This is a genomic window from Pseudomonas indica NBRC 103045 (assembly GCF_002091635.1).
Lineage (GTDB): Bacteria > Pseudomonadota > Gammaproteobacteria > Pseudomonadales > Pseudomonadaceae > Pseudomonas_M > Pseudomonas_M indica.
Genome location: NZ_BDAC01000003.1, coordinates 111184 through 135449 on the forward strand (window position 1 = coordinate 111184; position 24266 = coordinate 135449).

Consider the following 24266-nt stretch of genomic DNA (forward strand, 5'->3'; position numbering starts at 1 on the left):
CAACCGGCGGAGCCGCATCTGACATGCGTCGGCTGATACGACAGAGCCTGCACTGGCGTCCGGTGACGCCTGCCTGGGGACCGGCGATGGTTGCCGGCCTCGGCTGCGCCCTGCCGTTGCTGCTCGGCCTGTTCAGCGCCCACTCGGGTTTCCTCTGGGCCTCGGTCGGCGCCTTCCAGGCCGCCCAGACCAACCCCCTGCACCGCTTCGGCATGCTGCGCATGCTGCTGCTCATCGGCCTCGGCGCCTGTAGCGCGGGGCTGGGCTTCTGGGCCGCCACCCATCCACTGATCAGCCTGGGCCTGTTCGCCGCCTTCGGCCTGCTCCTGGCCTGGTTGCAGCGCTTCGGCAACGAAGCCGGCAAGCTGGGTATCGGCCTGGCCGTCTGCCTTTGCCTGGGACAGGGCCAGTACGGCCTGGGCAACCTCAACAACCCCTATGCGGTGGCCGCGCTGTTCACCCTCGGCGGGCTCTGGGTGATGCTGCTCGCCTTCGGCCTGCGCGGCCTGCATGGCCTGCGCATGTGGCCGTACATGCCGCGCCTGATGGCCCTGCTGCGCGTATTGCGGCGCCATGCCCGACGCCTGCCGCGCATCCAGTGGCGACTGCATGCGCTGAACTGCACCCTGGCCGGCGCACTGGCCGGGCTGATCGTCGAACTCGCCGACCTGCCGCGTGGCTATTGGCTGACTCTGACGGTGTTCAGCACGTTGCAACTAGAGTTCCAGCACAGCCTGGTGCGGGCGGTGCAATCCAGCTTCGCCAGCCTGTGTGCCGCCGGCCTGCTGATCTTCATCGGCCATAGTTTGCAGAACCCGCCGATGATCGTGGCCAGCATGCTGCCGCTGATCGTTCTGAGCCGGGCGTTCCAGGTCAATCACTACGGCCTCTTCGTGATGCAGAACACCTTCTGCTTCGTGCTGCTGGCTGAAAGCCTGTCCCAGGACTGGCACCTGCCCGAGCAGCGCATCATCAATACCCTGCTCGGTGCCGGGGTCGCCCTCGGCGTCGCCCTGCTGATCCATGCCGCACGCCTGCGACTGGCCAAGCGGAGCGCCCCGCAGACCCGCGAGGCAAACGCCGACCCCACCCTGCACGAACTGGATCAACCCTCTCGCACCCAGTGAAGCACTTCACAATTGTTCCGTGGCATTGAGCACATCGGAAAAGCCTTCACTATTCTTGGGGGCACCCCCGCATTGCCAAGGAGTGCCAGCAATGCCCATGACGGCCCAGCGCGGCGACAGGCGCTATCCCCTGCATATCCACATCAGTGTCGTTTTCAGCCTTCTGCTCCTGATTGCCGGCCTCGTGCTGGGCTACTTCAACTACCGGCAAACCACCGAGATCATCTTTTCCAGCAGCGACAAGCTCTTCGAACGCATTCAGGAGGCCGTCCGCCTCGATCTCGAGCACACCTACGAGCCCATTCGCCACCTGCTCAGCCTGCTGGCCCTGGGCGAAGCGGCCCAGGTATCCGACCTCGACGCACGCCTGACACTGCTCAAACCGCTCGCCCAGGCCTTGCGCGACCAACCGAAGCTGGCCTCGATCTACCTGGCCGACGAAGACGGCGATTTCTTCATGCTCCGCCCACTGCGCACCGGTGCCTTGCGCGAGCGCTTCGACGCACCCGCCGACGCGGCGTTCCAGGTCTGGTCGATCGAGCGCAGCGGCGACGTCGTCGAGGCCTCGTACCTGTTCTTCGATGGCTCGCTGAACCTGCTCGCGCGGCGCCCACGCCTGCAGGAGACCTTCGACCCGCGCACCCGCCCCTGGTACCGCAACGCCCGTGACGACGGCGGACAGATCACCACCGCACCCTACGTGTTCTTCTCCACCGGCGATGTCGGCACCACCCTGGCCCGGCGTGCCGGCATGCGCGGAGTGATCGCCGCCGACCTGACCCTGGCCGATCTATCCGCCACCCTGGCCCGGCACCGGGTCACTCCGTCCACGGAGGTCGTGCTGTTCGACCCCCAGGGCAACGCCGTGGCCTATCCAGACGGCAGCCGGCTGGTGGTAGAGAATGGCTCCGTGCACCTGGCACGGGCGGAAGCCTTGAGCCCGGCGCTGACGGCCTTGCTGGCCAGCGACCTGCAGGGGCGCCGCCAAGGGGTGATGACCCTGGCCAAGCGTCGCTGGGTGGTCTCCCGCAGCCACTTGCAGGAAGGCGGTCCGCAGGGCCTGCATTTGGCGCTTCTGGTACCGGAGGACGAACTGCTGGCCGACGCCTACCGCATCCGCTGGCAGGGCGCGATGATCACCCTGCTGATCCTGCTCCTCTGCCTGCCCCTGGGCTGGCTGGCCTCGCGGCTGGTGGTCGGCCCCCTGGTCGCGCTGATGCGCGAAGCCGAAGCCATCCGCAGCTTCGATTTCAGCTACCCGGCCAGCGGCCGCTCGCCGGTGCTGGAGATCGACCGGCTGGCCGTGGCCATGGGGCGGATGAAGGAAACCCTCTCCAGCTTCCTCGAGATCACCGCCAGCCTGTCCGCCGAAACCCGCTTCGATGCCCTGCTCACCCGCGTCCTGCAGGAGACCCTGGACATTAGCGAAGCCAATGGCGGCCTGCTTTACCTGATCGACGACGATGGTCGGCTGGAGCCCCATGGCTTGTTCCTCGACGGCCGTGCCCATGCGCTGGAGACCCACGGCATTCCCGGCTACGCCAGGAACGCCCCCGACCTGCCCCACTGGCTCGGCCAGCCCGCCAGCGGAGGCGACACCGCGGTGGTCTCCCTCGGCTACGACAAGGCCGACGCCTTCCGCAGCCTGCTCAGTAGCCTCGACAGCCCGCGCGTGCACCTGGTCGGCGCCGGCCTGCACAACCGCCAGGGCGATACGGTGGGCGTGCTCGTCCTCCTGCATCGCGACACCGGCAACGAAGCCGACCTGGCAATGCTGCGCCCGGAGCGGATCGCTTTCGTCGAAGCGGTCTCCAGCGTCGCCGCCCTGTGCATCGAGAGCCAGCGCCTGCTGCGTAAACAGAAAGCGCTGCTGGACGCCTTCATCCAGTTGATCGCAGGGGCCATCGACGCCAAGAGCCCCTACACCGGCGGCCACTGCCAGCGCGTGCCGGAACTCACCCTGATGCTCGCCCGCGCCGCGGCGTCCAGCGACGAAGCGCCGTTCCGCCACTACCGGCCCAGCGAAGAGGAATGGGAGGCCCTGCACATCGCCGCCTGGCTGCACGACTGCGGCAAGGTCACCACCCCGGAATACGTGGTAGACAAGGCGACCAAGCTGGAGACGCTGTACGACCGTATCCACGAGATTCGCACCCGCTTCGAAGTGCTCAAGCGCGACGCCTGGATCAGCTACTGGAAAGGCCGCGCCGAAGGCGGCGACGCCGAACGGCTCGGCCAGTGGCGTGACGAACTGCTGGCCACACTGGACGACGAATTCGTCTTCGTCGCCCGCTGCAACCTGGGCGGCGAGGCGATGGACGAGGCGGATCTGCAACGGCTGCGGCAGGTCGCCCAACGCACCTGGACGCGCACGCTCGACGATCGCCTCGGGGTGTCCTGGGAAGAGGCCCGCCGCCTTGCGCGGACGCCGGCCAAGCCGTTGCCGGTGGAGGAGCCATTGCTGGCCGACCGGGAGGATCACCTGATCGAACGGCCCGACAGCGAGCGCATGCCGGACGGCAATCCCTGGGGTTTCAAACTGGATGTGCCGGCGTTCAAGTTCAATCGCGGGGAGCTGTACAACCTGTCCGTCGAGCGCGGCACCCTGACGGCGGAAGAGCGCTACATCATCAACCACCACATCGTGCAGACCATCCTGATGCTCGATCGCCTGCCCTTCCCGCCGCACCTGGCGAACGTGGCGGAAATCGCCGGTGGGCATCACGAGAAAATGGATGGCACGGGCTACCCGAAACGCCTGACCCGCGAGCAGATGAGCCTGCCGGCGCGGATGATGGCCATCGCCGACATCTTCGAAGCCCTGACCGCGGCGGACCGCCCGTACAAGAAGGGCAAGACGCTTTCCGAAGCCCTCGGCATCATGGCCGGCATGTGCCGCGGCGCACACATCGACCCGGAGCTGTTCGGCCTGTTCCTACGCTCGGGTATCCACGCCGACTATGCGCGACGCTTCCTCAAGAGCGAACAGATCGATGCGGTGGACGTTGCCGCCATCCTGGCCAAGGCTGGCCTGGGCGACGGCCAGCAGATAGGCGCGGCAACGGGTAGGGATGTGCCGACGCATCTGTAGCCCGGATTGCGCCAAGGCTTATTCGGGCTACGGGACTGGCTTTTCGTAGGAGCCAGCTCTGCTGGCGAAATTTCTACGTAGCCATTCGCGAGCAGCGCTCGCTCCCACAAGTCGCCGTCGCGGCAGACTCGTTGGGCGAATTCATTCGCCCAACGAAGCCCCGCCGGAACTACGCCGTTCCCGCCAAACGACGGAAGCGGCGGCTCGGACTCACGCCGGCTTGTTGATCGGATTTTCCGGGTACCACACATCCATCAGCGGGCTGACGGTGAAATCGGCCAATTCGCTGCGGCCCTTCAACCAGGCCTCGACCTGGCCCCGCTGCTCTTCGCTGACCGAACCACGCTTGCCCAGGCAGACGAAGCCATAGTCTTCACCGCCGACATAGCCCAGCCCGTTGCCTTCGATGGCCTGGCGCAGGAACGCTTCGAGGAAAGCCTCCAGGTCGGCGGGCGCCATCCCGTCCTTGTAATTCAGGGTCAACTCGAAACCCAGTTCCTGGAATTCGTCGACACAAAGCTTCTTGCGCAGGCGGCGGGAGCGGTTGGTGGCCATGGGGCTATCCTCTAGATGATGAACGCGCGGCACTCTAGCAGGTTGACCGGCGAGACGCCCGTTTCTTCGTCCGGTATCGACGTTACGCCGGTCGCAGAGCGGTCCCGTCGCCCTTGCGCTTGAGGCATAATGCTGCGCATTTCCCGAACCCTAGTGGGAACCCCTGATGCCTGCTGTTCTGTTTTACCCTCGCCTGGAGGGTGTCTGCCCATGATCAAGTCGCTCCGTCCCCTCGTCCTCGCCTGCCTGCTCCCACTGGCCCTGCCGGCCGCCGCCGCGCCGACCACCAGCGCCCTGCCGGCCAACGTGCAGAAGGCCCTGCAAGCCAACAAGCTGACCGCCGATGCGATCTCCGTGGTCATGCTGCCACTGAATGGTCCCGGTACGGCGACCATCCACAATGCCGACGTGTCGGTGAACCCGGCGTCGACCATGAAGCTGGTCACCACCTATGCCGCGCTGGAACTGCTGGGGCCCACCTACCAGTGGCAGACCGAGTTCTATGCCGACGGCCCGCTGCAGAACGGTGTGCTGAACGGCAATCTCTACCTCAAGGGTGGTGGCGATCCCAAGCTGAACATGGAGAAGCTCTGGCTGATGATGCGCGACCTGCGCGCCAACGGCGTGCAGAAGGTCACCGGCGACCTGGTGCTCGACCGCAGCCACTTCGTCCAACCGCAGTTGCCGGTCTTCGACGACGACGGCGGCGACGAGAACAAACCCTTCCTGGTGACCCCCGACTCGCTGCTGGTCAATCTCAAGGCGCTACGCTTCATCGCCCGTTCCGAAGGCGGCAAGGTGAACATCGCCGTGGAGCCGCCGATCGCCACGGTCAAGATCGACAACCGGGTCAAGGCCACCGCCGCGGCGAAATGCCCGAGCTGGCCCGACGTCCGCTACAACCCGGTGCAGGAGTTCGACGGCGTCACGGTGATCGCCACCGGCAAGCTGCCGGCCGGCTGCAGCGCCCAGACCTACCTGTCGCTGCTCGACCACCCGGCCTACGCCGCCGGCGCGGTGCGTGCCATCTGGCAGGAACTCGGCGGCAGCATCCTCGGCAAGGACCGTGTCAGCAACGTGCCGAAGAGCGCCCGCCTGCTGTCCCGCGCCTATTCGCCGGACCTGGTGGAAATCATCCGCGACATCAACAAGTACAGTAACAACACCATGGCGCGCCAACTGTTCCTCAGCCTCGGCGCGCAGTTCCGCACCTCGGCCGACCCGGACGACGCCAAGGCCGCGCAGCGGGTGATCCGCCAATGGCTGGCGCGCAAGGGCATCACCGCCCCGCACCTGGTGATGGAGAACGGCTCGGGCCTGTCCCGCGACGAACGGGTCAGCGCACGCGAGATGGCGATCCTGTTGAAGGACGCCTGGAACAGCCCCTACGCCGCCGAGTTCATCTCCTCGATGCCGCTGGCGGCAATGGACGGCACCATGCGCAAACGCCTGCGGCGTACTGCGCTGGTCGGCGAGGCGCACATCAAGACCGGCACGCTGAACAACGTGCGCGCCATTGCCGGCTACAGCCGCGACATCAACGGCAACACCTGGGCGGTGGTGGCCATCCTCAACCACCCGCGGCCCTGGGGCGCCTCGGCGATCCTCGACCAGGTCCTGGTGGATCTATACCGCCAGCCGAAGATCTCCAGCAACACCGCCCAGCGCTGACCCCGAAGGATCGCTAATGCTCCCCTCTCCCGTTCACGGGAGAGGGGCTGGGGGAGAGAGCCGAAAACACCACAAAACTGTCGAATCCCCCTTCAACGCCCTCAGAGCAGCTCCAGGCTCTCCTGCTCGATACGGTCACGGCCCTTCTGCTTCGCCCGGTACACCGCCACATCCACGCGCCGGAGCAAGGCATCCGCACCTTCTCCCTCATGCCAGTTGGCGATGCCGAAACTGGCGGTCACGATGCCGATGCCCTCGACCGGTTCGCGCCGCAGCGACTGCCACAATGCCTCGGCGAGCACACCGGCCTGCTCGGAGCCGGTATCGGGGCAGAGCACGATGAACTCCTCCCCGCCCAACCGGCAGAACACGTCGATCCGCCGTAGACGCTGGCTGATTCGCCGGCAGACTTCCCGCAGCACACGGTCGCCGGCTTCATGCCCATGGCGGTCGTTGATCTGCTTGAAGTGATCGATGTCCAGCATGATCAGCGCCAGCGGCCCTTCCTGACGCTCGGCGCGGGCGATTTCCGTTTCCAGTCGCTCTTGGAAATAGCGCCGGTTGTAGGTACCGGTGAGCGCATCGGTGATGGAGAGCGCCCGTAACTCTTCTTCCACCAGCTTGAGCCCGGTGATGTCGGAGATGTAGCCATACCAGAGCGTGGAGCCGTCCGGTTGGCGCTCCGGCACCGATTCGCCACGCACCCAGCGCAAGCCCTGGCGAGGCAGCAGCAACCGGTAGTCCTCGCGCCAGGGGGTCAGGTCGCGGGCCGAGCGCAGGATCGAGGTATAGACCCGTTCCTGATCCTCGGGATGGACACGCCGGAACATCGCCTGCACGTTCTGCCGCGCGTGTTCGGGCTCCAGCTCGTAGACGGTACGGACCGCCGCGCTGACATAGGGCATCCTGTCGCGGCCGTCCGGAAAGCGCTGATATTGGTAGATGACGCCGGGAACCCGCGAGGTGAGTTTCTCCAGCAAACGGTCCCGCGCCTCCAGCGCCTCGCGTACCCGCTTGCGCTCGGTGGTATCCAGCGCGATGGCCAGATAGCCGACCAAGCGGCCCTGCGCATCGTGCACACCGGTGACGATGAGGTTGACCGCCAGCCGGCTGCCGTCGCGCCGCAGCCAGGTCCATTCGCGCTCCTCGTGACTCCCCTCCTCGACGGCTTCCGCCACCAGGATTTCGAACCCCACCACCGTGCGGCCGTAGCGCTGGCTCAGCTCCAGACCACGGGCCTGCAACTCATCGGCGAGGAACAGCCGCTCCGGCGTCCACTGGCCGATCATTTCCAGCGCCCGATACCCCAGCATGCGCTCGGCGCCGACATTGAAGGTGAGGATCACGCCCTCCAGATCGGTCGCGATGATCGCCACCTGGGTCGCGGCGTTGAGCACGCCGCGCAACTGCGCGTTGGCGCGGGCGAGTTCCAGTTCGGCAGTCTTGCGCGCGCTGATATCGGTCTGGGTGCCGATCAGCCGACGCACCGCGCCCTCCTCGTCGCGCTCCACCGCCTTGCCGCGCTCCTGGACCCAAAGCCAGCGGCCATCCCGGGTGAGCATGCGGTGCTCGTCCTGATAGAACGCAGTCTCGCCGGAAAAGTAACGCGCCAGGCTGGCTTCGCAGTTCGACGCATCCTCGGGATGCAGCAGGCGCAGGTAGGCCTGGCGATTGTTTTCCACCTCACCCTCGGCATAGCCAAGCATCGCCCCCCAGGCGCGCGAGAAGAACACTTCGCCGCTGTCCAGGTTCCAATCCCAGACACCATGTCCGGCACCGTCCAGGGCGAAGCTCCAGCGCTCCTCGCTGACCGCCAGCTCTTCCTCGCGCAGCCGCAGATCGGCGGTGCGTTCGTCCACCAGCGCCAGGGCCCGCTGGCGCTGGCTCACCAGGCTGTAGCAAAAAGCACTGAACAGCAGGCTCAGCAGGGCCCCCAGCGTCGCGAGCAGCCCCAGGCCGGACGCCTGGTTCGCCAACAGGTAGCGCTGTGTAGGCCGCAGATTCAGTTCGTAGTAATGGTCAGCCAGGCGCAACGTCCGGCTGATCCGCAGCGGGCTGTCGGCAGGCTCTTGCAACGAGCGGTAGAGCGCCTTTCGTGACGAAGCCCCGTTCATGTCGGTCAATTCCGCGGCCAGGTGCAGGCTGCTCTCCTCGGTCAGCCCTTCCTCCATCAGTTGCTCCAGACTGATGCTCGCCATGACGAAACCGCGCAACTGTTCGCGACGCTGTTCGGCCGTCGCTGGCGCTATCGGCCCCGGGTATAGGGCAACCAACATGATCAGTCCCGAGCGGTCGTCACCCGTCGATTGCGCCAGGTGAACCGGATCGGATACCACCATCTCGCCGCTCGTCACCGCCCGTTCCAGAACGGCGCGCCGCGCGGCTTCCGAGGCCATGTCGACACCGATGAGTGGAAGAGCCCTCCGCCGGGCGGTATTGAACAGAACCGGGAAATACTCCGCTCGCTCCGGCATGGCATAGCGGGCGCCCGCTTCGTCCAGCCCCTCGATGGCGAACCCGACAATCCCCTCGTCGCGCACCTGCTTCTCGAACGCGGCGCGCTCGCCAGCGAGGACACGCGGCCCCCAGGAATAGGACAGCGTGCCGTTGAGCAACGGCCTGGCGTAACCGGTGAAATCCGCACGGACGATCCCGCCCGCGTACAACATGAAGCGCCGCAGGCTATCCAGCTTCAAGATCTGATCGTCGAAACGCTCCTGGGTACGACTGAAGCGTTCGCTGGCCACCAGTTCGAAACGCTGGCGAATCTGGCGTTGATGGATGTCTAGGGTGACGACGATGACGCTGGCGGTCAGCAGAGCGCCCCCCAGCAAGGCAACACTGGCCACCAGCCAGGCAGCGCGGGGCCGTCGAATGAAACGCTGGTTTTTTTCACCAACGGCCGGAAGGACAGGCATGGGACAGACTCGCGACAGGCCTGTCCGTGGCAACTACTTGTTAAAAGACTTTCCGTTCTTATAGCCAATTGCCAGCATTTTGCCTAGATTCCGAGTCGCGTAATCCCCGCCGTTCGTCTAGCGCGCCGTGAAACGCCAGGCGCGATGGATTTTCGGGTTACGGGCGAAATCCGGGTCCAGCGTGGACGCGCTGATTTCCTCCACCGCGTAGCGGGCCACCAAACCTTCGTCCAGCTCGAACTTGCGGAAGTTGTTGGAGAAATACAGCACTCCGCCACGGGCCAGGCGAGCCATGGCCAGATCGAGCAGTGCCACGTGGTCGCGCTGCACGTCGAACACGCCTTCCATGCGTTTGGAGTTCGAAAAGGTCGGCGGATCGATGAAGATCAGGTCGTACTCGCCGCGGTCCTCCGCCAGCCAGGCCATGACATCGCCCTGCTCCAGCCGCTGCCTGTCGGAAAAACCGTTCAGCGACAAATTGCGTCGCGCCCAGTCGAGGTAGGTCTTCGACAGGTCGACGCTGGTAGTGCTGCGCGCGCCGCCCTTGGCCGCATGCACCGTGGCCGTGGCGGTGTAGCAGAACAGGTTGAGGAAGCGCTTGCCCGCCGCTTCGCGCTGGATGCGCAGACGCAGGGGGCGATGGTCGAGGAACAGGCCGGTGTCGAGGTAATCGGTGAGGTTGACCAGCAGCTTCACGCCGCCCTCCGTCACTTCGAGGAACTCACCCTTGGCCGCCTGCCGCTCGTATTGGCGGGTGCCGCTCTGCCGCTCGCGGCGCTTCACCACCACCTTGCCTGGATCGATGCCGAGTGCCTGGGGAATGGCGGCCAGAGCGTCGAGCAAACGGGCCTGGGCCTTCTCCGGGTCGATGGAGCGCGGCGGTGCATACTCCTGCACGTGTACCCAATCGCGATACAGATCGACGGCCAGGGCATATTCCGGCATGTCCGCGTCATACAGGCGATAGCACTCGATTCCTTCACGCCGGGCCCATTTGCCCAGTTGCTTGAGATTCTTCTGCAGCCGATTGGCGAACATCTGGCCGCCCTCGCTGAGACGCGCCGGCTCGCTGGGCGCTGCCGCACCCACTTCCTGCGGGCGGGTTTCGCTGCGCCGCTCGCCGGTGACGAACTGATCGGGCTGGACCTTGATCAGCAGCAGCTTGCATGGCAGCGCGCCGTTCCAGAAGGCGTACTGCTTGTGGCTGCGGATGCCCATGCGCTTGCCCAGCTCGGGCGCGCCGGTGAATACCGCCGCTTCCCAGTTCAGGCAGGACTGGCGCAAGCGTTCGCCGAGGTTCTGGTAGAGATAGAGCAGGCTCGCTTCATCCCCCAGGCGCTCGCCGTAGGGCGGGTTGCACACCACCAGGCCGGTCTGGTTGCGATCCGGGCGCGGCTCGAAGGTGGCCAGTTCGCCTTGGTAAATGCGAATCCACTCGCCCAACCCGGCACGCTCGACGTTGTTCCGCCCCGGGGTGATCAGGCGCGGGTCGGCCTCGTAGCCACGAATCCACAGCGGCGGCCGGGCGAGACCGGCCTCGGCACGGGCACGGGCCTCTTCGTGCAGCTTCTTCCAGATGGCGGGCACATGGCCGAGCCAGCGGGAAAAGCCCCAGTGCTCGCGCTTGAGGTTCGGTGCGATATCGGCCGCCATCATCCCGGCCTCGACCAGGAAGGTGCCGACACCGCACATGGGGTCGGCCAGCGCCCCGCCGGCGGCGGCGATGCGCGGCCAGCCGGCGCGGATCAGAATGGCGGCGGCCAGGTTCTCCTTCAGCGGCGCGGCGCCCTGCTGCAGGCGATAGCCACGCTGGTGCAGGCTGTGCCCGGAGAGATCGAGGGACAAGATTGCCTCGCCCCGGTCCAGGCGCAGGTGGATGCGCACGTCCGGGTTCAGCTTGTCCACCGACGGACGCTGGCCGGACAGGCTGCGCAGCTTGTCGACGATCGCGTCCTTGACCTTGAGCGCGCCGAAATGGGTGTTATCGATGCCCGCGCCGCGCCCGCTGAACTCCACCGCCAGCGTACCGCTGGGCTCCAGATGGTCAGCCCAGTCCACGGCCAGTACGCCGCGATAAAGCGCCTCGGCGTCCGCCACCGGGAAGCGCTTGAGCATCAGCAGCACCCGGTTGGCCAGGCGCGACCACAGGCACAGGCGATAGGCCGTCTCCAGCGTCGCGTATCCCCGTATCGCCGCGCTCTGCTCGCGCGCCTCTTCCAGACCCAGGGCGGTGGCTTCCTCGACCAGCAGGCCTTCCAGGCCCTTGGGGCAGGTGAGAAAGAGTTCGTAACGATCCGACATGGAGATCAGCAGCCTCGACAATGAGGGCGTGCGGAACGGTCCGCGACGCCGGAAATAGTGCGACAAAGGGTCACGAGCGGCCCTTCGTCGGAATTGGTTACATCTGCAACCGCTAGGTATTCGCGATGGCAAAAGGCGCCCACGAAACCCTGCAGCCCTTCTAGCATGGGGCCTCGCCCTTTCAGGCCCTGATCGAGGGCCCGGGCTTATGGCCCCAACCCCAAAAGCGTTACGTCCTTATGACAAAACGATCATTCACAGGTCTAAGGGCTTTCGTTAGAAATCAGCTTAACCGACGCCGCAACGGTGTCGTCAGGAGACCCGCCACGCCGGCAGCGGGCTCCGTTGGCAGAGCCATTCTCTGCCGGGCCTCGGCATGAGGCCAACGGGACATAACAGTCAACAGTGAGGGCAATACCCTATGAGAAGACTTAAGCGTGATCCGTTGGAACGAGCATTTCTGCGCGGCTATCAGCACGGCATCCATGGTAAATCCCGGGATCTTTGTCCTTTCACCCATCCGTCCACCCGCCAAGCCTGGATAAACGGCTGGCGCGAAGGTCGAGGCGACCAGTGGGACGGCCTGACCGGCACGGCCGGCATTCATCGACTCAACGAACTCCACGCCGTAGGCTGATATAGGATCACTCGATTTCATCAAGCGCGCCCCATCCGGGCGGCGGGCGCAAGCCCAGAAGGGCTCCTCCGAGGAGCCCTTTTTTATGCCTCCGACTCCAGCCTCACACCTTCGGCAGCGCCGCAATCGCGTCCACCGCCTCGCGAATCAGCGCCGGCCCCTTGTAGATGAAACCGGAATAAATCTGTACCAGGCTCGCACCGGCGGCGATCTTCTCCGCCGCATGCCGGCCCTCGGTGATGCCGCCCACGGCGATGATCGGCAAACGCCCACCCAGGGCATCGGCCAGCACCCGGACCGTGTGCGTGCTCTTGTCGCGCACCGGTGCGCCGGACAAGCCGCCCGCCTCGTCGGCATGCAGCATGCCCTGGACGCCTTCGCGGCCCAGGGTGGTGTTGGTGGCGATCACCGCGTCCATGCCGGCATCACGCAGCGCCTCAGCGACCTGGACGGTTTCCTCGTCGCTCATGTCCGGTGCGATCTTGATCGCCAGCGGCACGCGCCGGCCATGTACCTGGGCCAGGTCTTCCTGGCGCTGGCGCAGGGCTTCGAGCAGTTGCTTCAGCGACTCGCCGAACTGCAGGCTGCGCAGGCCGGGGGTGTTCGGCGAGCTGACGTTCACCGTCACGTAGCTGGCATGCGGGTAGACCTTGTCCAGACACAGCAGGTAGTCATCCACCGCGCGCTCGACCGGTGTGTCGAAATTCTTGCCGATGTTGATGCCGAGCACACCCTTGTATTTCGCCGCCTTGACCCGCGCCAGCAGGTGATCGACACCCTGGTTGTTGAAGCCCATGCGATTGATGATCGCCTCGGCCTCCGGCAGGCGGAACAGGCGCGGCTTCGGGTTGCCCGGCTGCGGACGCGGCGTGACGGTGCCGATCTCGATGAAACCGAAACCCAGCTGGGCGAAACCGTCGATGGCATCGCCGTTCTTGTCCAACCCCGCCGCCAACCCGACCGGATTGGGGAAATCCAGGCCCATCACCCGCACCGGCAGGCTCGGCACCGGCTTGCTCAGCAGGCGATTGAGCCCCAGGCGTCCGCCGGCCCCGATCAGGTCGATGGACAGTTCATGGGAGGTTTCCGGGGACAGTTTGAACAGGAGATCGCGGGCCAGGCTGTACATGGGCGAGCATCGTTGGACGAATGGGCCGGGGATTATAGCCGCCCCCTCCCGCTCAGGCGAGGCGCCGCAGGGCCAGAAGCTCGCCGTCGGCGTTGAATTCCAGGGCAAAGGAACCGTAGACGCCTTCGTGAGTCAGAAAGGGGCGCAGGTGATGGGCCGGCAGGCTGACCCGCCGACCATCGCGACTGCGCAGCAGCACCCGATTGGCATGGCCCTGGTAGACAGCGCGCAGCCGCTCGGCGGACAAGGCGATATCCAGCAACAGGCTGGGCATGGATGGAGGTTCCCCTCGCAATGATTGCGTTCAGTTTGCCACAACCCCAGGCGTTGTCAGGTTACTATTCGCTTCGCGAAGCCCGTGCGTCCCGCGTAACCCTCTGCCACACTGGCATACATGCCCCTGGAGTTTCCCTCTGGCCATGAGTCTGCCCGAGCCGATGCCATCCCTGTCCTCTCGCCTTGCCGCACTGACCCAGCGTCTGGGGCTGACCGGCCGTGCGGCACGTCATATCCTGGAACGCGCGCATGCCTTGCGCCTGCCGTTCCAGGCCCTGCCGGCCGTCAGCGACAGCATCTGGTGGCAAGCCGGGCCGCCCCTGCAATGGCTGGTTGACTTACCGCGCGGCGCCCTCTCCGGCCCGGTTCAGGAAGACAAGGCTCAGGCCCATGCCGTGCTGGTCCGGGTGGTCGAACAGAGCCAAAGCCACCTGGACGCCATCGACCTGCGCCGGATCGACGGCCTCGGCGGCGGCACAGCGGATTCGCCACCCTGCCGCACCCTCGAAGACTACGCTGCGACCCAGGCATGTCGCTGCGTGCGCATCATCAGCTACAAGGATTTCCTGCGCGCCCTCGGCCAGCCGCTGCCCGGTTTCTCGAGCGGCGAACCGATTGCGCTGCGCCAGGCCACCTGGCGGGGGGAACGGTTGTTCTGGGCGGGCGAGCACCATGGCGAAGCCTTCGCCTGCGCCATCGCTTATGCCCGCCGCCGCGGACTGGAGATCAGCCTGCCAGCGGAGCTGACCCGCTATCGCCTCAGCGAAGAAGGATTGGACGCCCTGCGCCTGAACTATCACGCGCTGGCCATGCCGGTTCAGTCCTGGAACGATCCGGGCTTCATGGGACTGCTGCTGGATAACGGCCTGCCCTATGCCCGCCTGTCCCTGCTGCGCACCCCAGGAGCCCCCGAAGTGTTGCTGCTGCCCCGGCAGAACCCCGAGGCCAACGCACTGGGCGAAGGACTGCACCTGGCCGGGGCTGCCGATGTGATTGCTTATCTGAAAACGTTGCTCTGATCGGCCGGCTGCCCACAAGAGAGGCGGATTCCGTCCGGCAGGCCGGAGTCCACCTCGCTCGTCACGTCGGCTCGCTGTCCTTTGCCTTGGCTTGAGCTTCAGCCAGGGCCTTGGCTCTTTTCGCTCTGGCCTTGCTCCTGGGCTTGGCCTCCGGCACTTCCTCTCCCTCACGCAGTGCTTCGGCTGCCTGCTGTGCTTCGGCCTCCTGCAGTTCGTTGAGGATATTCTCGTGACGCTGCTGCCACTCCTCGAAGGTCAGGTCGCTGCCCTCGAGCAACTCCGGATTGCGATTGACCAGGTAGACCGCGGCCTTCTGCGCCGAATCGGCCACCTTCAACTCCATGGGCTTCGGGTCGAGCGGCCCTTCGTAGGAAATCCAGCGGCTGAACTCCGGGAATACACTGCAGACCTTCTGGAAATCCTCGTCATGCATGCGCTGCCAGCCGTTCTCGATATTTTCCAGCCGCTTCGGTTTGATGCCGACGACCATGGAGAATTTTCGACGGCTCAGCCCCGCCAGTTCGCGCAGACCCCGCATGCGTTCGCCGGCCGAAAACATGAAGTATTTCTTATTCATGAAAATCCCATCCTGGGTACATCACTGAAAGCATTGACTTACTAAATATTAGTAAACAAGAATGACGATGTCCGACCTGCCCGAGGTCGGAAATGGACTTGCTCATGTTGCAGGAAGCCGCATGAAACTGGAAGAACTCTCCCCAGCGCAGTTTGTTGAATACCCCCGCTACATCAGCGTGACGCGCTTCGCAGAACTGATCGGTCTGGGCGAACAGCAGGAGATCGTGGCGACATGGATAGAAAGCGGAAAATTGCCCGTCCGACGCTTCGGCAAGCAGATCCTGGTGGATCTGGAGGAGCTGGAAAGACGCATCCAACAACCTTGACACCCGGCGAGGTCAGCCTGCCTCGCCTCTGCCATCACGCCGTCGATCTCGCACGCGGCAAACCCATCTGGCTGAACCATGCCGAACAGGAAGCCTTTCGCTCCCTGGCCGAATTGGGTTACCTGCGTTTCCGCGATCCACAAGGTGGCCAGACGCTCTGCACCTGCCTGCACCCGGCCTTGTTCGAGTTCCACTTCTATTACCGCTGGCTGCCGGAGCATTCGCACCGTTTCAGGCCCCGGCGCGCCACCTGATCGCGACCGCCTCATGTGAAACCTCAGGCCGGTTCGAGGCTCGAATCCTGAGCCTGCCGACGAATCGGCCGGCTCGGATGCCTGAAGGAGAAATCGCATGCCACGCTGGCCACTCTGCCTGATCCCGTTTCTTTGCCTGCCCACCCTGGCGAACGCCGCCCCGACCGCCGAAACGCCCAGCTATGGCGAACGGCTGGAGGGGTTCGACTATCCCTTCCCGGTCAAGACCTTTGCCTTCCAGTCCCAGGGCGAAACGCTGGAGATGGCCTACCTGGACGCCCAACCGGAACGCCCCAACGGCCGCACACTCGTGCTGCTGCACGGCAAGAACTTCTGCGCCGCCACCTGGGAAGGCAGCATCCGCGCCCTGACCCGGGCCGGCTACCGCGTGGTGGCGCCGGATCAGGTCGGCTTCTGCAAATCGACCAAGCCGAACCACTACCAGTACAGCTTCCACCAGCTCGCAGCCAACACCCGCGCCCTGCTCGACAGTCTCGGCATCAGCCGTTTCGGCCTGATGGGGCATTCCATGGGCGGCATGCTCGCCACCCGCTATGCCCTGCTCTACCCGGAGCAGGTCGAGCAGCTCATCCTGGTCAATCCGATCGGCCTGGAAGACTGGAAAGCCCTGGGCGTGCCGTACCGCAGTGTCGACGAGTGGTTCCTGCGCGAACAACGGACCAGCGCCGACAGCATCCGCGCCTATCAGCGCACCACCTACTACGCCGGCGAATGGCGGCCCGAATTCGAACGTTGGGTCGGCATGCAGGCAGGTCTGTTCAAGGGGCCGGGCAAGGACAAGGTGGCCTGGAACTCGGCGCTGACCTACGACATGGTCTTCACCCAGCCGGTGCTCTACGAATTCGAAGGATTAAAAATGCCGACCCTGCTGCTGATCGGCGAACGCGACAACACGGCCATCGGCAAGGACGCCGCGCCCGAACCGTTGCGCAAGAAGCTCGGCGATTATCCGCGCCTCGCCCGGGAGGCCACCCGGCGCATTCCCGGTGCCACCCTGGTGACCTTCGCCGACCTCGGCCATTCGCCGCAGATCCAAGACCCGCAGCGCTTCCACGAAGCCTTGCTGAAGGGATTGGAAAGAGCGCAGTGATCGAAAACGCAGGATAAAAAAAGCCCCGCACGAGGCGGGGCTGAGCACAAAGCCAATGACGCAGACGTCGATCAGGGAATGCAGACGCCCTGCTTGTCGCTCTGCGCCAGATCCATCAGCTCGCGGTTGGCGACGGCATACATGGCGTAGTCGGTGCCGGTAGCCGCCCGCAGCTCGGCCAGCATGGCGCGCCAGCGCTCGACCAACGGACGGTGCTGCTCCAGCCAGAGCGCAACGCGCTCCTCGATGTCTTCCGGAGCATCGGCCAGTTGCAACACCGACACGGTGATCGCCCGCTGCTGCCAATCCAGATCGTCACGGAAGGCTTCCCGCGCCAGGGCCTGCCAGTTGTTCTCCACCGGCAGACTGGTGATCTGCTGCAGATACCAGGTCAGGTCCAGGGCACCGCCGACGGCGAAGTAGGCCGCCGCGACCTGGGCCGGGTCCTGCCCGGTGAGGTCCGCCGCTTCGAGAATCGGCAACAGGGTGTACAGGTGGCTGGTACCGGCGACCATGCGCGCCAACAGCTCCGGCACACCGGCATCCACGTAGGTCTGGAAGCGCGCCTGCCACAACTCGCGGGTCGGGCCCTCGAGCAGTTCGTCGAGCTTCAGGCCGAGCGCGGCGATGCGCGGGCCGAAGTGGGCGACGTCACGGGCGGCATCCAGCTCGTTGCGACGGTTGCGCAGGAACCAGCGGGTCGCGCGACGGCCCAGGCGCATCAGCTCGTCCATCAGGCTCAGTTGCAGCTCGGCGGGCACTTGGTAATCCAGGGCTTCGATCTGACGGAACCAGTGCGGCAAGTGGAAGATGTCGCGCACGATCACGTAGGCGCCGGCCACGTTGGCGGCGCTCATGCCGGTGGACTCCTTCAGGCGCTGCACGAAGGTGATGCCCATGTGATTGACCAGATCGTTGGCGATCTGGGTGCTGACGATCTCGCGCTTCAGGCGATGGCGGCGCATGGCCTCGCCGAACGTCTCGGTCAGCAGCGCCGGGAAGGCGGTCTGCATCTCGCGGGCGAGGTAATCGTCGTCCGGCACCTGGGACTTCAGCAGCGCTTCCTTGAGGTCGATCTTGCTGTAGGAGATCAGCACCGACAGTTCGGCACGGGTCAGGCCGTGGCCGTTGGCGGCGCGTTCGATCAACTGCTCGTCGGTGGGCAGGAACTCCAGGGCGCGGTCCAGCTTGCCGGCCGCTTCCAGCGCGGCGATCAGGCGGCGGTACTCGCCGATCCGCTCGCGGGCGCGGCGTTGCGCCAGGGACAGCGCCTGGGTCTGCTTGTAGTTGTTGTTGAGCACCAGTTGACCCACGGCATCGGTCATCTCGGCCAGCAGCTTGTTGCGCTGCTTCTCGGTCATGTCACCTGCCGCGACCACTTCGTTCAGCAGGATCTTGATGTTGACCTCATGGTCCGAGCAGTCCACGCCGCCGGCATTGTCGATGAAGTCGGTGTTGCTGGCGCCGCCATTGAGGCCATATTCCACGCGGCCCAGTTGGCTCATGCCGAGGTTGCCGCCCTCGCCCACCACCTTGGCACGCAACTCGTTACCATTGACCCGCAGGGCGTCGTTGGCCTTGTCGCCGATGTCGGCGTGGCTTTCGGTGCTGGCCTTGACGTAGGTACCGATGCCGCCGTTCCAGATCAGGTCGACCGGCGCCTTGAGCAGCGCGTTGATCAACTCGGTCGGGGTCAGCTTGTCGGCAGCGATGTCGAAGCGCTCCTTCATCTCCTTGCTGATCGCGATGCTCTTGGCGCTGCGCAGGAAAATCCCGCCACCGGCGGAAATCAGCTTGGCGTCGTAGTCGGTCCAGGACGAACGCGGCAGGTTGAACAGGCGCTGGCGCTCGGCGAAGCTCTTCTCCGCATCCGGATTCGGATCGATGAAGATGTGCATGTGGTTGAAGGCAGCCACCAGTTGCAGCTTGTCGGACAGCAGCAGGCCGTTGCCGAACACGTCGCCGGCCATGTCGCCGATACCGATGACGGTGATGTTGTCCTTCTGCACGTCCAGCCCGCGCTCGCGGAAGTGGCGCTGCACCGACACCCAGCCGCCCTTGGCGGTGATGCCCATGGCCTTGTGGTCGTAGCCGGCGGAGCCGCCCGAAGCGAAGGCATCGCCCAGCCAGAAGCCGTATTCGGCCGCGATGCCGTTGGCGATGTCGGAGAAGGTCGCGGTGCCCTTGTCGGCCGCCACCACCAGGTAGGGGTCATCCTCGTCGTGGCGCACCACGTTGGCCGGCGGCACCACCTCGCCTTCCTTCAGGTTGTCGGTGATATCCAGCAAGCCGGAGATGAAGATGCGGTAGCAGGCGATGGCCTCGGCCTGCACCTCGTCACGCGAACCACCGACGGGCAGGCGACGCGGCACGAAGCCGCCCTTGGCGCCGACCGGCACGATCACTGCGTTCTTCACCTGCTGGGCCTTGACCAGGCCGAGCACCTCGGTGCGGTAGTCCTCCTCGCGGTCGGACCAACGCAGGCCGCCACGGGCGACCTTGCCGCCACGCAGGTGCACGCCCTCGACGCGCGGCGAATAGACGAAGATTTCGAACTTCGGCACCGGACGCGGCATTTCCGGAATGGCGCGCGGGTTGAACTTGAAGCTGAAGTAGCTCTTCGCCTGGCCGCTGGCGTCCGGCTGGTAGAAGTTGGTGCGCAGGGTGGCCTTGATCAGGTCCAGGTAGCGCCGCAGGATGCGGTCTTCGTTGAGCACCGCGACATTGTCCAATGCGCTGAGGATGGCCTGTTCGAGCTTCTGCTGCTTGTCGTCCAGATCCTCGGCGGACAGCTTGCGCGCCAGATAGAAGCGGGTGCGGAACAGACGCACCAGTTCCTTGGCGATATCGGTGTGGTTGATCAGGGTGCTGGCGATGTAGCCGAGGTCGAAGCCCAGGCGGATCTGCTTCATGTAGCGCGCATAGGCACGCAACAGCGCCACGTCGCGCCAGGCCAGGCCGGCGGTCAGCACCAGGCGGTTGAAGGCATCGTTCTCCGCCGCACCGTTGCTGATATGGATGAAGGCATCCTGCAGGGTGTCGTTGAGCTGCTGGATATCGATGTCCACGCCTTCGGCATAGGTGAAGGCGAAGTCATGAATCCAGAACTCGCGGCCGTTCTGCTGGCGCATGCGATAGGGGAACTCGCCGAGCACGCGCAGGCCGAGGTTCTCCAGGATCGGCAGCACGTCGGACAGCGGCAGCGGGCTGTCGGCGTGGTAGAGCTTGCAATGCAGCGTCTGGCCGACCTGCGTCAGCGGCTGGTAGAAGCTCATCACCAGCGGGCGCTGGTCGCCCAGGCTGAGCAGGTGCTGCATGTCGACCACCGCCGAGTGCGGGGCGAAACGCTCGCGGTAGCCGGCCGGGAAACCGCCCGGGAACTGAGCCAGGATCGACGTGCCCTGGGCTTCGCCGAAGCTTTCCACCATCAGGCTGGTGTAGTCGTCCTTCCACGAACGGCAGGCCTGGATCACTTCCTGCTCGAGGCGCAGCGGATCGATCTGCACCTTGTTCTTCGGATCCACCCGCAGGATGAACTGCACCCGCGCCAGCACCGACTCGGAGAAATAGGTCCAGAACTCGCAATCGCTGGCCTGCAGGCGCTCCATCAGCACCTGCTGGATCTTTATGCGGATTTCCGTGGAATAGACATCACGCGGCACATAGGCCAGGCAGTAGCAGAAGCGACCGTAGGGGTCCTTGCGCAGGAACAGGCGCAGCTTGTTGCGCTCCTGAATCTGCACGATGGAAATGGCGGTGCTGAACAGCTCGTCCACCGGGGTCTGGAACAGATCGTCGCGCGGCAGCACTTCCAGCACCTGGGCCAGCTCCTTGCCCAGGTGGGCGGAGCTTTCGAAGCCGGAGCGGCGCTTGATCTCGGCGACCTTGCGGCGGATGTAGGGGATGTGATGCACGCTTTCGGCATACACCGAAGAGGTGTAGAGGCCCATGAAGCGGCACTCCTTGACCACATTGCCCTTGCTGTCCAGCTCACGGATGGAGACGAAATCCGGGTAGGCCGGACGGTGCACGCGGCTCGGCACCGCCGCCTTGGCGAAGGACAGCAGCAGCGGCTCGCGCAGGTAGGCCACGGCTTCCGGCTCGATGTGCAGGTCTTCCGGCTTGAGCCCGGTGCGCAGGCGCCTGGACAGGCCCAGCAGGGATTTTTCGTCGTAGACCATGTGGCCGCCGCCGGGCTGTTCGGCGACGGTGAATTCCTCATAGCCGAGGAAGGTGAAATGGTTGTCCAGCAGCCAGCCGAGGAAGACCTTGACCTCTGCCAGCTCGTCGGCGTCGACCTTCAGCTTGCTCTTGTCCAGCGCAGCCAGCAGCTCCTGGGCCTTGGCCTTCATCGGCTGGAAGTCGGTCACCGCCAGGCGTACTTCCTCGAGCACTTCCTGCAAGGCGCTTTCCAGGGCCCGCAGCTCGCCTACGTTGGCGCAGCGGTCGATCTCCAGGAACATCAGCGCTTCCTGCTGCACGCCCTCCTCCTGACTGCCCTTGGGCAGCAGTTCGAGCAATTCGCCGGCAGCGTTGCGGCGCACGCTGAGCACGCTGTTCTGCAGGGTGTGGATGCTATAGCCGCGGCGGTTCAGCTCCATGCGCACCGAGTCGACCAGGAACGGCAGGTCGCGATGCAGCACTTCCACCGCCGTGTGGGTGGACTGCCAGCCGTGCTTCTCGTAATCCGGATTGAACACCCGCACTTCGGGCTTGGCGGGATCGAAGTTCTCCAGCAGCCGCCAGGACGACAGCGTGCAGCCGACCAGGTCGGACAGCCGGCGCTGGATCAGTTCGTCGAGGGCGATGATGCCGAAGAATTGTTCGGCGAACAGACTCACTTGTGGCAGTGCCTGCTCGCTGACGTGCTGCGCCAGGGCCGCTTGCAGTTGATGCTGGAAGTCGGCTTTGCTGGCCGCCGTAAAGAACGCCATGGTTTAACTCCAGTTGGCTGTGTGTTCGATCGAAAGTGCCCAAAGGCTGACGGGTGGGAAGACCGGTGCGCGACGCCATGGTTCAACATCCGGCCCCTGCGGAGCACCGCCTGTGCGTACTCCGTACAGAGCCTAGTCCAATGCATCGAACCGGCACCCATGGAACTCAGGCGCGTCCCACGACCCATCAGTCACATCCGCGCCAAAGCTTAGCGAGTGACGGCGCTTTGCAGCTTTCCAGGCTGCGACATATTCGTTCAGGAAATAGGGCTGCTTCGGGTTATCGCCGAATCGAAACAACTGCCAACCACGTATCGCATGACCTGCGAATCAATTGACAAAACAGGCACGACCGTACCGCTTAGACTGCGGTTTCGCCTCGGGAAGGCGCGCCCAAACGAAACGCCAGGGAACCGGCCCCACCAACGGATGAAGGTGTGGACATGAAAACAACGATGAAACGCCGCTTTACCCTCCTGGCTGCCGGCCTGCTGCTCAGCACGTCGCTGCCCTCCCTGGCCGACGACCTCGGCTACGATCAGACCCACTACGGCGAAGCCACCGGCTACGGTGGCGGCCCCGGCGGGCAGTGCAGTTTCCCGCTGCCGGACGACCTGCCCATCGTCGCCATGAACCACACCGACTACGCCGGTTCCCAAGCGTGCGGCGCCTGCGTCGAGATCACCCGGCCGGAAACCGGCAAGACGGTGATCGCGCGGGTCGACAACCGCTGCCCGGAATGCGCGCCGGGCGACATCGACATGAGCGACCCGGCGTTCCTCCAGATTGGCACCTACCAGGAAGGGCGCTTCCCGATCAGTTGGAAGTACATCCCCTGCTCCTACGCCTCGATGTCGCTGTTCTTCAAGGAAGGCTCCAGCCAGTGGTGGACCGCCGTGCAAGTGCGCGACGCGCGCTACCCGGTGAAGAGCCTGGAGTATCGTCGCAGCAACGGCGACGCGGCCTACAAGACGCTGCCACGGGAGATGTACAACTACTTCCTCGAAGCCGGCGGCATGGGCGAAGGCCCGTATGACTTCCGCATCACCGACGTCTTCGGTCACGTCGTCGAGGCCAAGGGCATCGCCCTGGTGGTGACCACGCCCATCGTGCTGAACCAGCAGTTCGAGACCAGTCCGCAGCCCGTCCCGGCGGCCTGCGCCGATGGCATTGACAACGATGGCGACGGCAATACCGATTACCCGGCCGACAGCGGCTGTACCTCCGCCAGCGACGATGACGAAGCCGGCACGGCGGAAGAACCGGCGAAGGCCTGCTTCGACAACATCGATAACGACGGCGACGGCCTGATCGACTACCCCACCGACCTCGGTTGCGACTCGGCGGACGACGACGACGAAAGCGGCCCGACGACCACACCGCCGGCCAGCGAAGCGACTGTTTCCCAGCGCATCGACAACGACTGGGGCAACGGCTACTGCGCCACCGTCACCGTCGCCAACCCCGGCAGCGCTGCGCTGACCTGGAACATCGCGCTGAACGTGGCAGGCACTCTCTACACCGCCTGGAATGCCACCTGGAGCCAGGACGGCGCAACCCTGACGGCCTCTGGCGTCAACTGGAACGCCACCCTCGCCGCCGGTGCCAGCACCGAGTTCGGCTACTGCGCCAACCGCTGATGCCCTCTCCGCCCGTTGCTTGCCGCAACGGGCGGAATCTCCCTATTCCACCGACGACTCCAGCAGGCGCCGCAGAGTGAAGGCGCCGCGCAGATCGCCCACGGCAAAGCCACGGGCCTGATCGTCCGGGTAACGCTGGTCGATCAGCGCCGCCAGGGCCGGCTCGATCTTCCGGCCATGGCACGCCAGGCAGGGCTCTCCGGTGGGAATGGCCTTCATCAGCCGCACCTCACCACCCACCACCTCGGCCTGCTGCATCGACGCCAGCGGCTCGCCGGCCGCCGCCCGTTCAGCGAAGCGTTCGAGCACGGCACGCTCCCAGGCATCCGGCGCATTGTCCGGGTTACGCACCTTCAACGCCGTCCGCCCCACCGCCCAGCCATCGCGCCAATGGGCGGACGCGATACCCGGCGCCAGCAACTGGCAAGCTTCCACCGCCTTGGCTGGCCCACCGCTGGCCATGGCGGCCTTCACCGTCTCCAGCAATTGCTGCTGGAACGGCGGGATCAGCGCCGCGCCTTCGGCGGCCATTTCCTCCCACGGCTCGGCGGCGACATGCACACTGAACAGGACACAGCAAACAGCGATGAGGTGGCGCATGAAGACTCCTTCGGCCCAACGACCTTTTGCAAAGAACAGAAACGGCGGTGCATGCGAACCCTGCTCTGCCCCGGGCAAGCGCACTGCGGACACTCCGG

General features: G+C 65.2%; 17 protein-coding genes. 9 read left to right on the top strand and 8 right to left on the bottom strand.

Features of this window, described 5'->3' with window-relative positions; all coding sequences use genetic code 11:
• The first annotated feature begins 23 nt into the window (after positions 1–23).
• Complete coding sequence (locus PIN01S_RS05240; RefSeq protein ID WP_084334093.1) at positions 24–1127, top strand: FUSC family protein; 1104 nt, start codon at positions 24–26, stop codon at positions 1125–1127.
• Between the two features lie 91 nt (positions 1128–1218).
• Positions 1219–4218 carry an HD domain-containing phosphohydrolase gene (locus PIN01S_RS05245; protein ID WP_084334095.1) on the top strand — a complete coding sequence of 1000 codons (3000 nt, stop codon included), beginning with the start codon at positions 1219–1221 and terminating at the stop codon, positions 4216–4218.
• 210 nt (positions 4219–4428) lie between these two features.
• Here PIN01S_RS05245 and PIN01S_RS05250 read toward each other — a convergent pair whose 3' ends face one another.
• Entirely contained in the window at positions 4429–4773 is a 345-nt protein-coding gene (locus tag PIN01S_RS05250; protein ID WP_084334097.1) for a YggL 50S ribosome-binding family protein, read from the bottom strand.
• Between the two features lie 210 nt (positions 4774–4983).
• On the opposite strand from PIN01S_RS05250, the gene dacB reads away from it, so the two are divergent.
• A complete protein-coding gene (dacB, locus tag PIN01S_RS05255; protein WP_084334099.1) occupies positions 4984–6444 on the top strand; it encodes a D-alanyl-D-alanine carboxypeptidase/D-alanyl-D-alanine endopeptidase in 1461 nt (486 codons plus the stop codon).
• A 101-nt stretch (positions 6445–6545) separates the two neighbouring features.
• Here dacB and PIN01S_RS05260 read toward each other — a convergent pair whose 3' ends face one another.
• Positions 6546–9362: a diguanylate cyclase gene (locus PIN01S_RS05260; protein ID WP_084334101.1), complete on the bottom strand. Its 2817-nt coding sequence runs from the start codon at positions 9360–9362 to the stop codon at positions 6546–6548.
• Between the two features lie 117 nt (positions 9363–9479).
• Positions 9480–11663 carry a bifunctional 23S rRNA (guanine(2069)-N(7))-methyltransferase RlmK/23S rRNA (guanine(2445)-N(2))-methyltransferase RlmL gene (gene rlmKL / locus PIN01S_RS05265; RefSeq protein WP_084334103.1) on the bottom strand — a complete coding sequence of 728 codons (2184 nt, stop codon included), beginning with the start codon at positions 11661–11663 and terminating at the stop codon, positions 9480–9482.
• Between the two features lie 421 nt (positions 11664–12084).
• On the opposite strand from rlmKL, the gene rmf reads away from it, so the two are divergent.
• Positions 12085–12300: a ribosome modulation factor gene (rmf, locus tag PIN01S_RS05270; RefSeq protein WP_084334105.1), complete on the top strand. Its 216-nt coding sequence runs from the start codon at positions 12085–12087 to the stop codon at positions 12298–12300.
• Positions 12301–12403: 103 nt separating this feature from the next.
• Here the strand turns inward: rmf and PIN01S_RS05275 are convergent, their stop codons facing one another.
• Complete coding sequence (locus tag PIN01S_RS05275; protein ID WP_084334107.1) at positions 12404–13429, bottom strand: quinone-dependent dihydroorotate dehydrogenase; 1026 nt, start codon at positions 13427–13429, stop codon at positions 12404–12406.
• A 52-nt stretch (positions 13430–13481) separates the two neighbouring features.
• Positions 13482–13703: a DUF2835 domain-containing protein gene (locus PIN01S_RS05280; protein WP_084334108.1), complete on the bottom strand. Its 222-nt coding sequence runs from the start codon at positions 13701–13703 to the stop codon at positions 13482–13484.
• Positions 13704–13848: 145 nt separating this feature from the next.
• On the opposite strand from PIN01S_RS05280, the gene PIN01S_RS05285 reads away from it, so the two are divergent.
• A complete protein-coding gene (locus tag PIN01S_RS05285; protein WP_084334110.1) occupies positions 13849–14724 on the top strand; it encodes a DUF6685 family protein in 876 nt (291 codons plus the stop codon).
• Between the two features lie 61 nt (positions 14725–14785).
• Here PIN01S_RS05285 and PIN01S_RS05290 read toward each other — a convergent pair whose 3' ends face one another.
• Positions 14786–15301 (bottom strand): helix-turn-helix domain-containing protein, encoded by a 516-nt coding sequence (locus PIN01S_RS05290; RefSeq protein WP_084334112.1) that lies wholly within the window; start codon positions 15299–15301, stop codon positions 14786–14788.
• Between the two features lie 121 nt (positions 15302–15422).
• Here PIN01S_RS05290 and PIN01S_RS05295 point away from each other — a divergent pair, with 121 nt between their 5' ends.
• The 3 genes from PIN01S_RS05295 to PIN01S_RS05305 all read left to right on the top strand — a co-directional run bounded on the left by PIN01S_RS05295 (position 15423) and on the right by PIN01S_RS05305 (position 16994).
• Positions 15423–15629, top strand: a complete 207-nt coding sequence (locus PIN01S_RS05295; protein ID WP_084334114.1) for a helix-turn-helix domain-containing protein — start codon at positions 15423–15425, stop codon at positions 15627–15629.
• Positions 15626–15883, top strand: coding sequence for a hypothetical protein (locus PIN01S_RS05300; RefSeq protein ID WP_084334116.1), 258 nt, complete (start codon positions 15626–15628; stop codon positions 15881–15883). Before PIN01S_RS05295 ends, PIN01S_RS05300 begins: the two co-directional genes overlap by 4 nt.
• 97 nt (positions 15884–15980) lie before the next feature.
• Positions 15981–16994: an alpha/beta fold hydrolase gene (locus PIN01S_RS05305; RefSeq protein ID WP_084334118.1), complete on the top strand. Its 1014-nt coding sequence runs from the start codon at positions 15981–15983 to the stop codon at positions 16992–16994.
• A gap of 71 nt (positions 16995–17065) precedes the next feature.
• On the opposite strand, the gene PIN01S_RS05310 is transcribed toward PIN01S_RS05305, so the two are convergent.
• On the bottom strand, positions 17066–21928 hold the full coding sequence (locus tag PIN01S_RS05310; protein ID WP_084334120.1) for an NAD-glutamate dehydrogenase: 4863 nt from the start codon (positions 21926–21928) through the stop codon (positions 17066–17068).
• A gap of 443 nt (positions 21929–22371) precedes the next feature.
• On the opposite strand from PIN01S_RS05310, the gene PIN01S_RS05315 reads away from it, so the two are divergent.
• Complete coding sequence (locus PIN01S_RS05315; protein WP_084334122.1) at positions 22372–23568, top strand: expansin EXLX1 family cellulose-binding protein; 1197 nt, start codon at positions 22372–22374, stop codon at positions 23566–23568.
• Positions 23569–23610: 42 nt separating this feature from the next.
• On the opposite strand, the gene PIN01S_RS05320 is transcribed toward PIN01S_RS05315, so the two are convergent.
• Positions 23611–24168, bottom strand: coding sequence for a Tll0287-like domain-containing protein (locus PIN01S_RS05320; RefSeq protein WP_084334124.1), 558 nt, complete (start codon positions 24166–24168; stop codon positions 23611–23613).
• Between the last annotated feature and the right edge of the window lie 98 nt (positions 24169–24266).

Excerpts from the sequence above, each read along its gene's own strand:
- PIN01S_RS05240 (WP_084334093.1), top strand. The coding sequence starts at position 24 with ATGCGTCGGCTGATACGACAGAGCCTGCACTGGCGTCCGGTGACGCCT.
- PIN01S_RS05245 (WP_084334095.1), top strand. The coding sequence starts at position 1,219 with ATGCCCATGACGGCCCAGCGCGGCGACAGGCGCTATCCCCTGCATATC.
- PIN01S_RS05250 (WP_084334097.1), bottom strand. The coding sequence starts at position 4,773 with ATGGCCACCAACCGCTCCCGCCGCCTGCGCAAGAAGCTTTGTGTCGAC.
- dacB (WP_084334099.1), top strand. The coding sequence starts at position 4,984 with ATGATCAAGTCGCTCCGTCCCCTCGTCCTCGCCTGCCTGCTCCCACTG.
- PIN01S_RS05260 (WP_084334101.1), bottom strand. The coding sequence starts at position 9,362 with ATGCCTGTCCTTCCGGCCGTTGGTGAAAAAAACCAGCGTTTCATTCGA.
- rlmKL (WP_084334103.1), bottom strand. The coding sequence starts at position 11,663 with ATGTCGGATCGTTACGAACTCTTTCTCACCTGCCCCAAGGGCCTGGAA.
- rmf (WP_084334105.1), top strand. The coding sequence starts at position 12,085 with ATGAGAAGACTTAAGCGTGATCCGTTGGAACGAGCATTTCTGCGCGGC.
- PIN01S_RS05275 (WP_084334107.1), bottom strand. The coding sequence starts at position 13,429 with ATGTACAGCCTGGCCCGCGATCTCCTGTTCAAACTGTCCCCGGAAACC.
- PIN01S_RS05280 (WP_084334108.1), bottom strand. The coding sequence starts at position 13,703 with ATGCCCAGCCTGTTGCTGGATATCGCCTTGTCCGCCGAGCGGCTGCGC.
- PIN01S_RS05285 (WP_084334110.1), top strand. The coding sequence starts at position 13,849 with ATGAGTCTGCCCGAGCCGATGCCATCCCTGTCCTCTCGCCTTGCCGCA.
- PIN01S_RS05290 (WP_084334112.1), bottom strand. The coding sequence starts at position 15,301 with ATGAATAAGAAATACTTCATGTTTTCGGCCGGCGAACGCATGCGGGGT.
- PIN01S_RS05295 (WP_084334114.1), top strand. The coding sequence starts at position 15,423 with ATGAAACTGGAAGAACTCTCCCCAGCGCAGTTTGTTGAATACCCCCGC.
- PIN01S_RS05305 (WP_084334118.1), top strand. The coding sequence starts at position 15,981 with ATGCCACGCTGGCCACTCTGCCTGATCCCGTTTCTTTGCCTGCCCACC.
- PIN01S_RS05310 (WP_084334120.1), bottom strand. The coding sequence starts at position 21,928 with ATGGCGTTCTTTACGGCGGCCAGCAAAGCCGACTTCCAGCATCAACTG.
- PIN01S_RS05315 (WP_084334122.1), top strand. The coding sequence starts at position 22,372 with ATGAAAACAACGATGAAACGCCGCTTTACCCTCCTGGCTGCCGGCCTG.
- PIN01S_RS05320 (WP_084334124.1), bottom strand. The coding sequence starts at position 24,168 with ATGCGCCACCTCATCGCTGTTTGCTGTGTCCTGTTCAGTGTGCATGTC.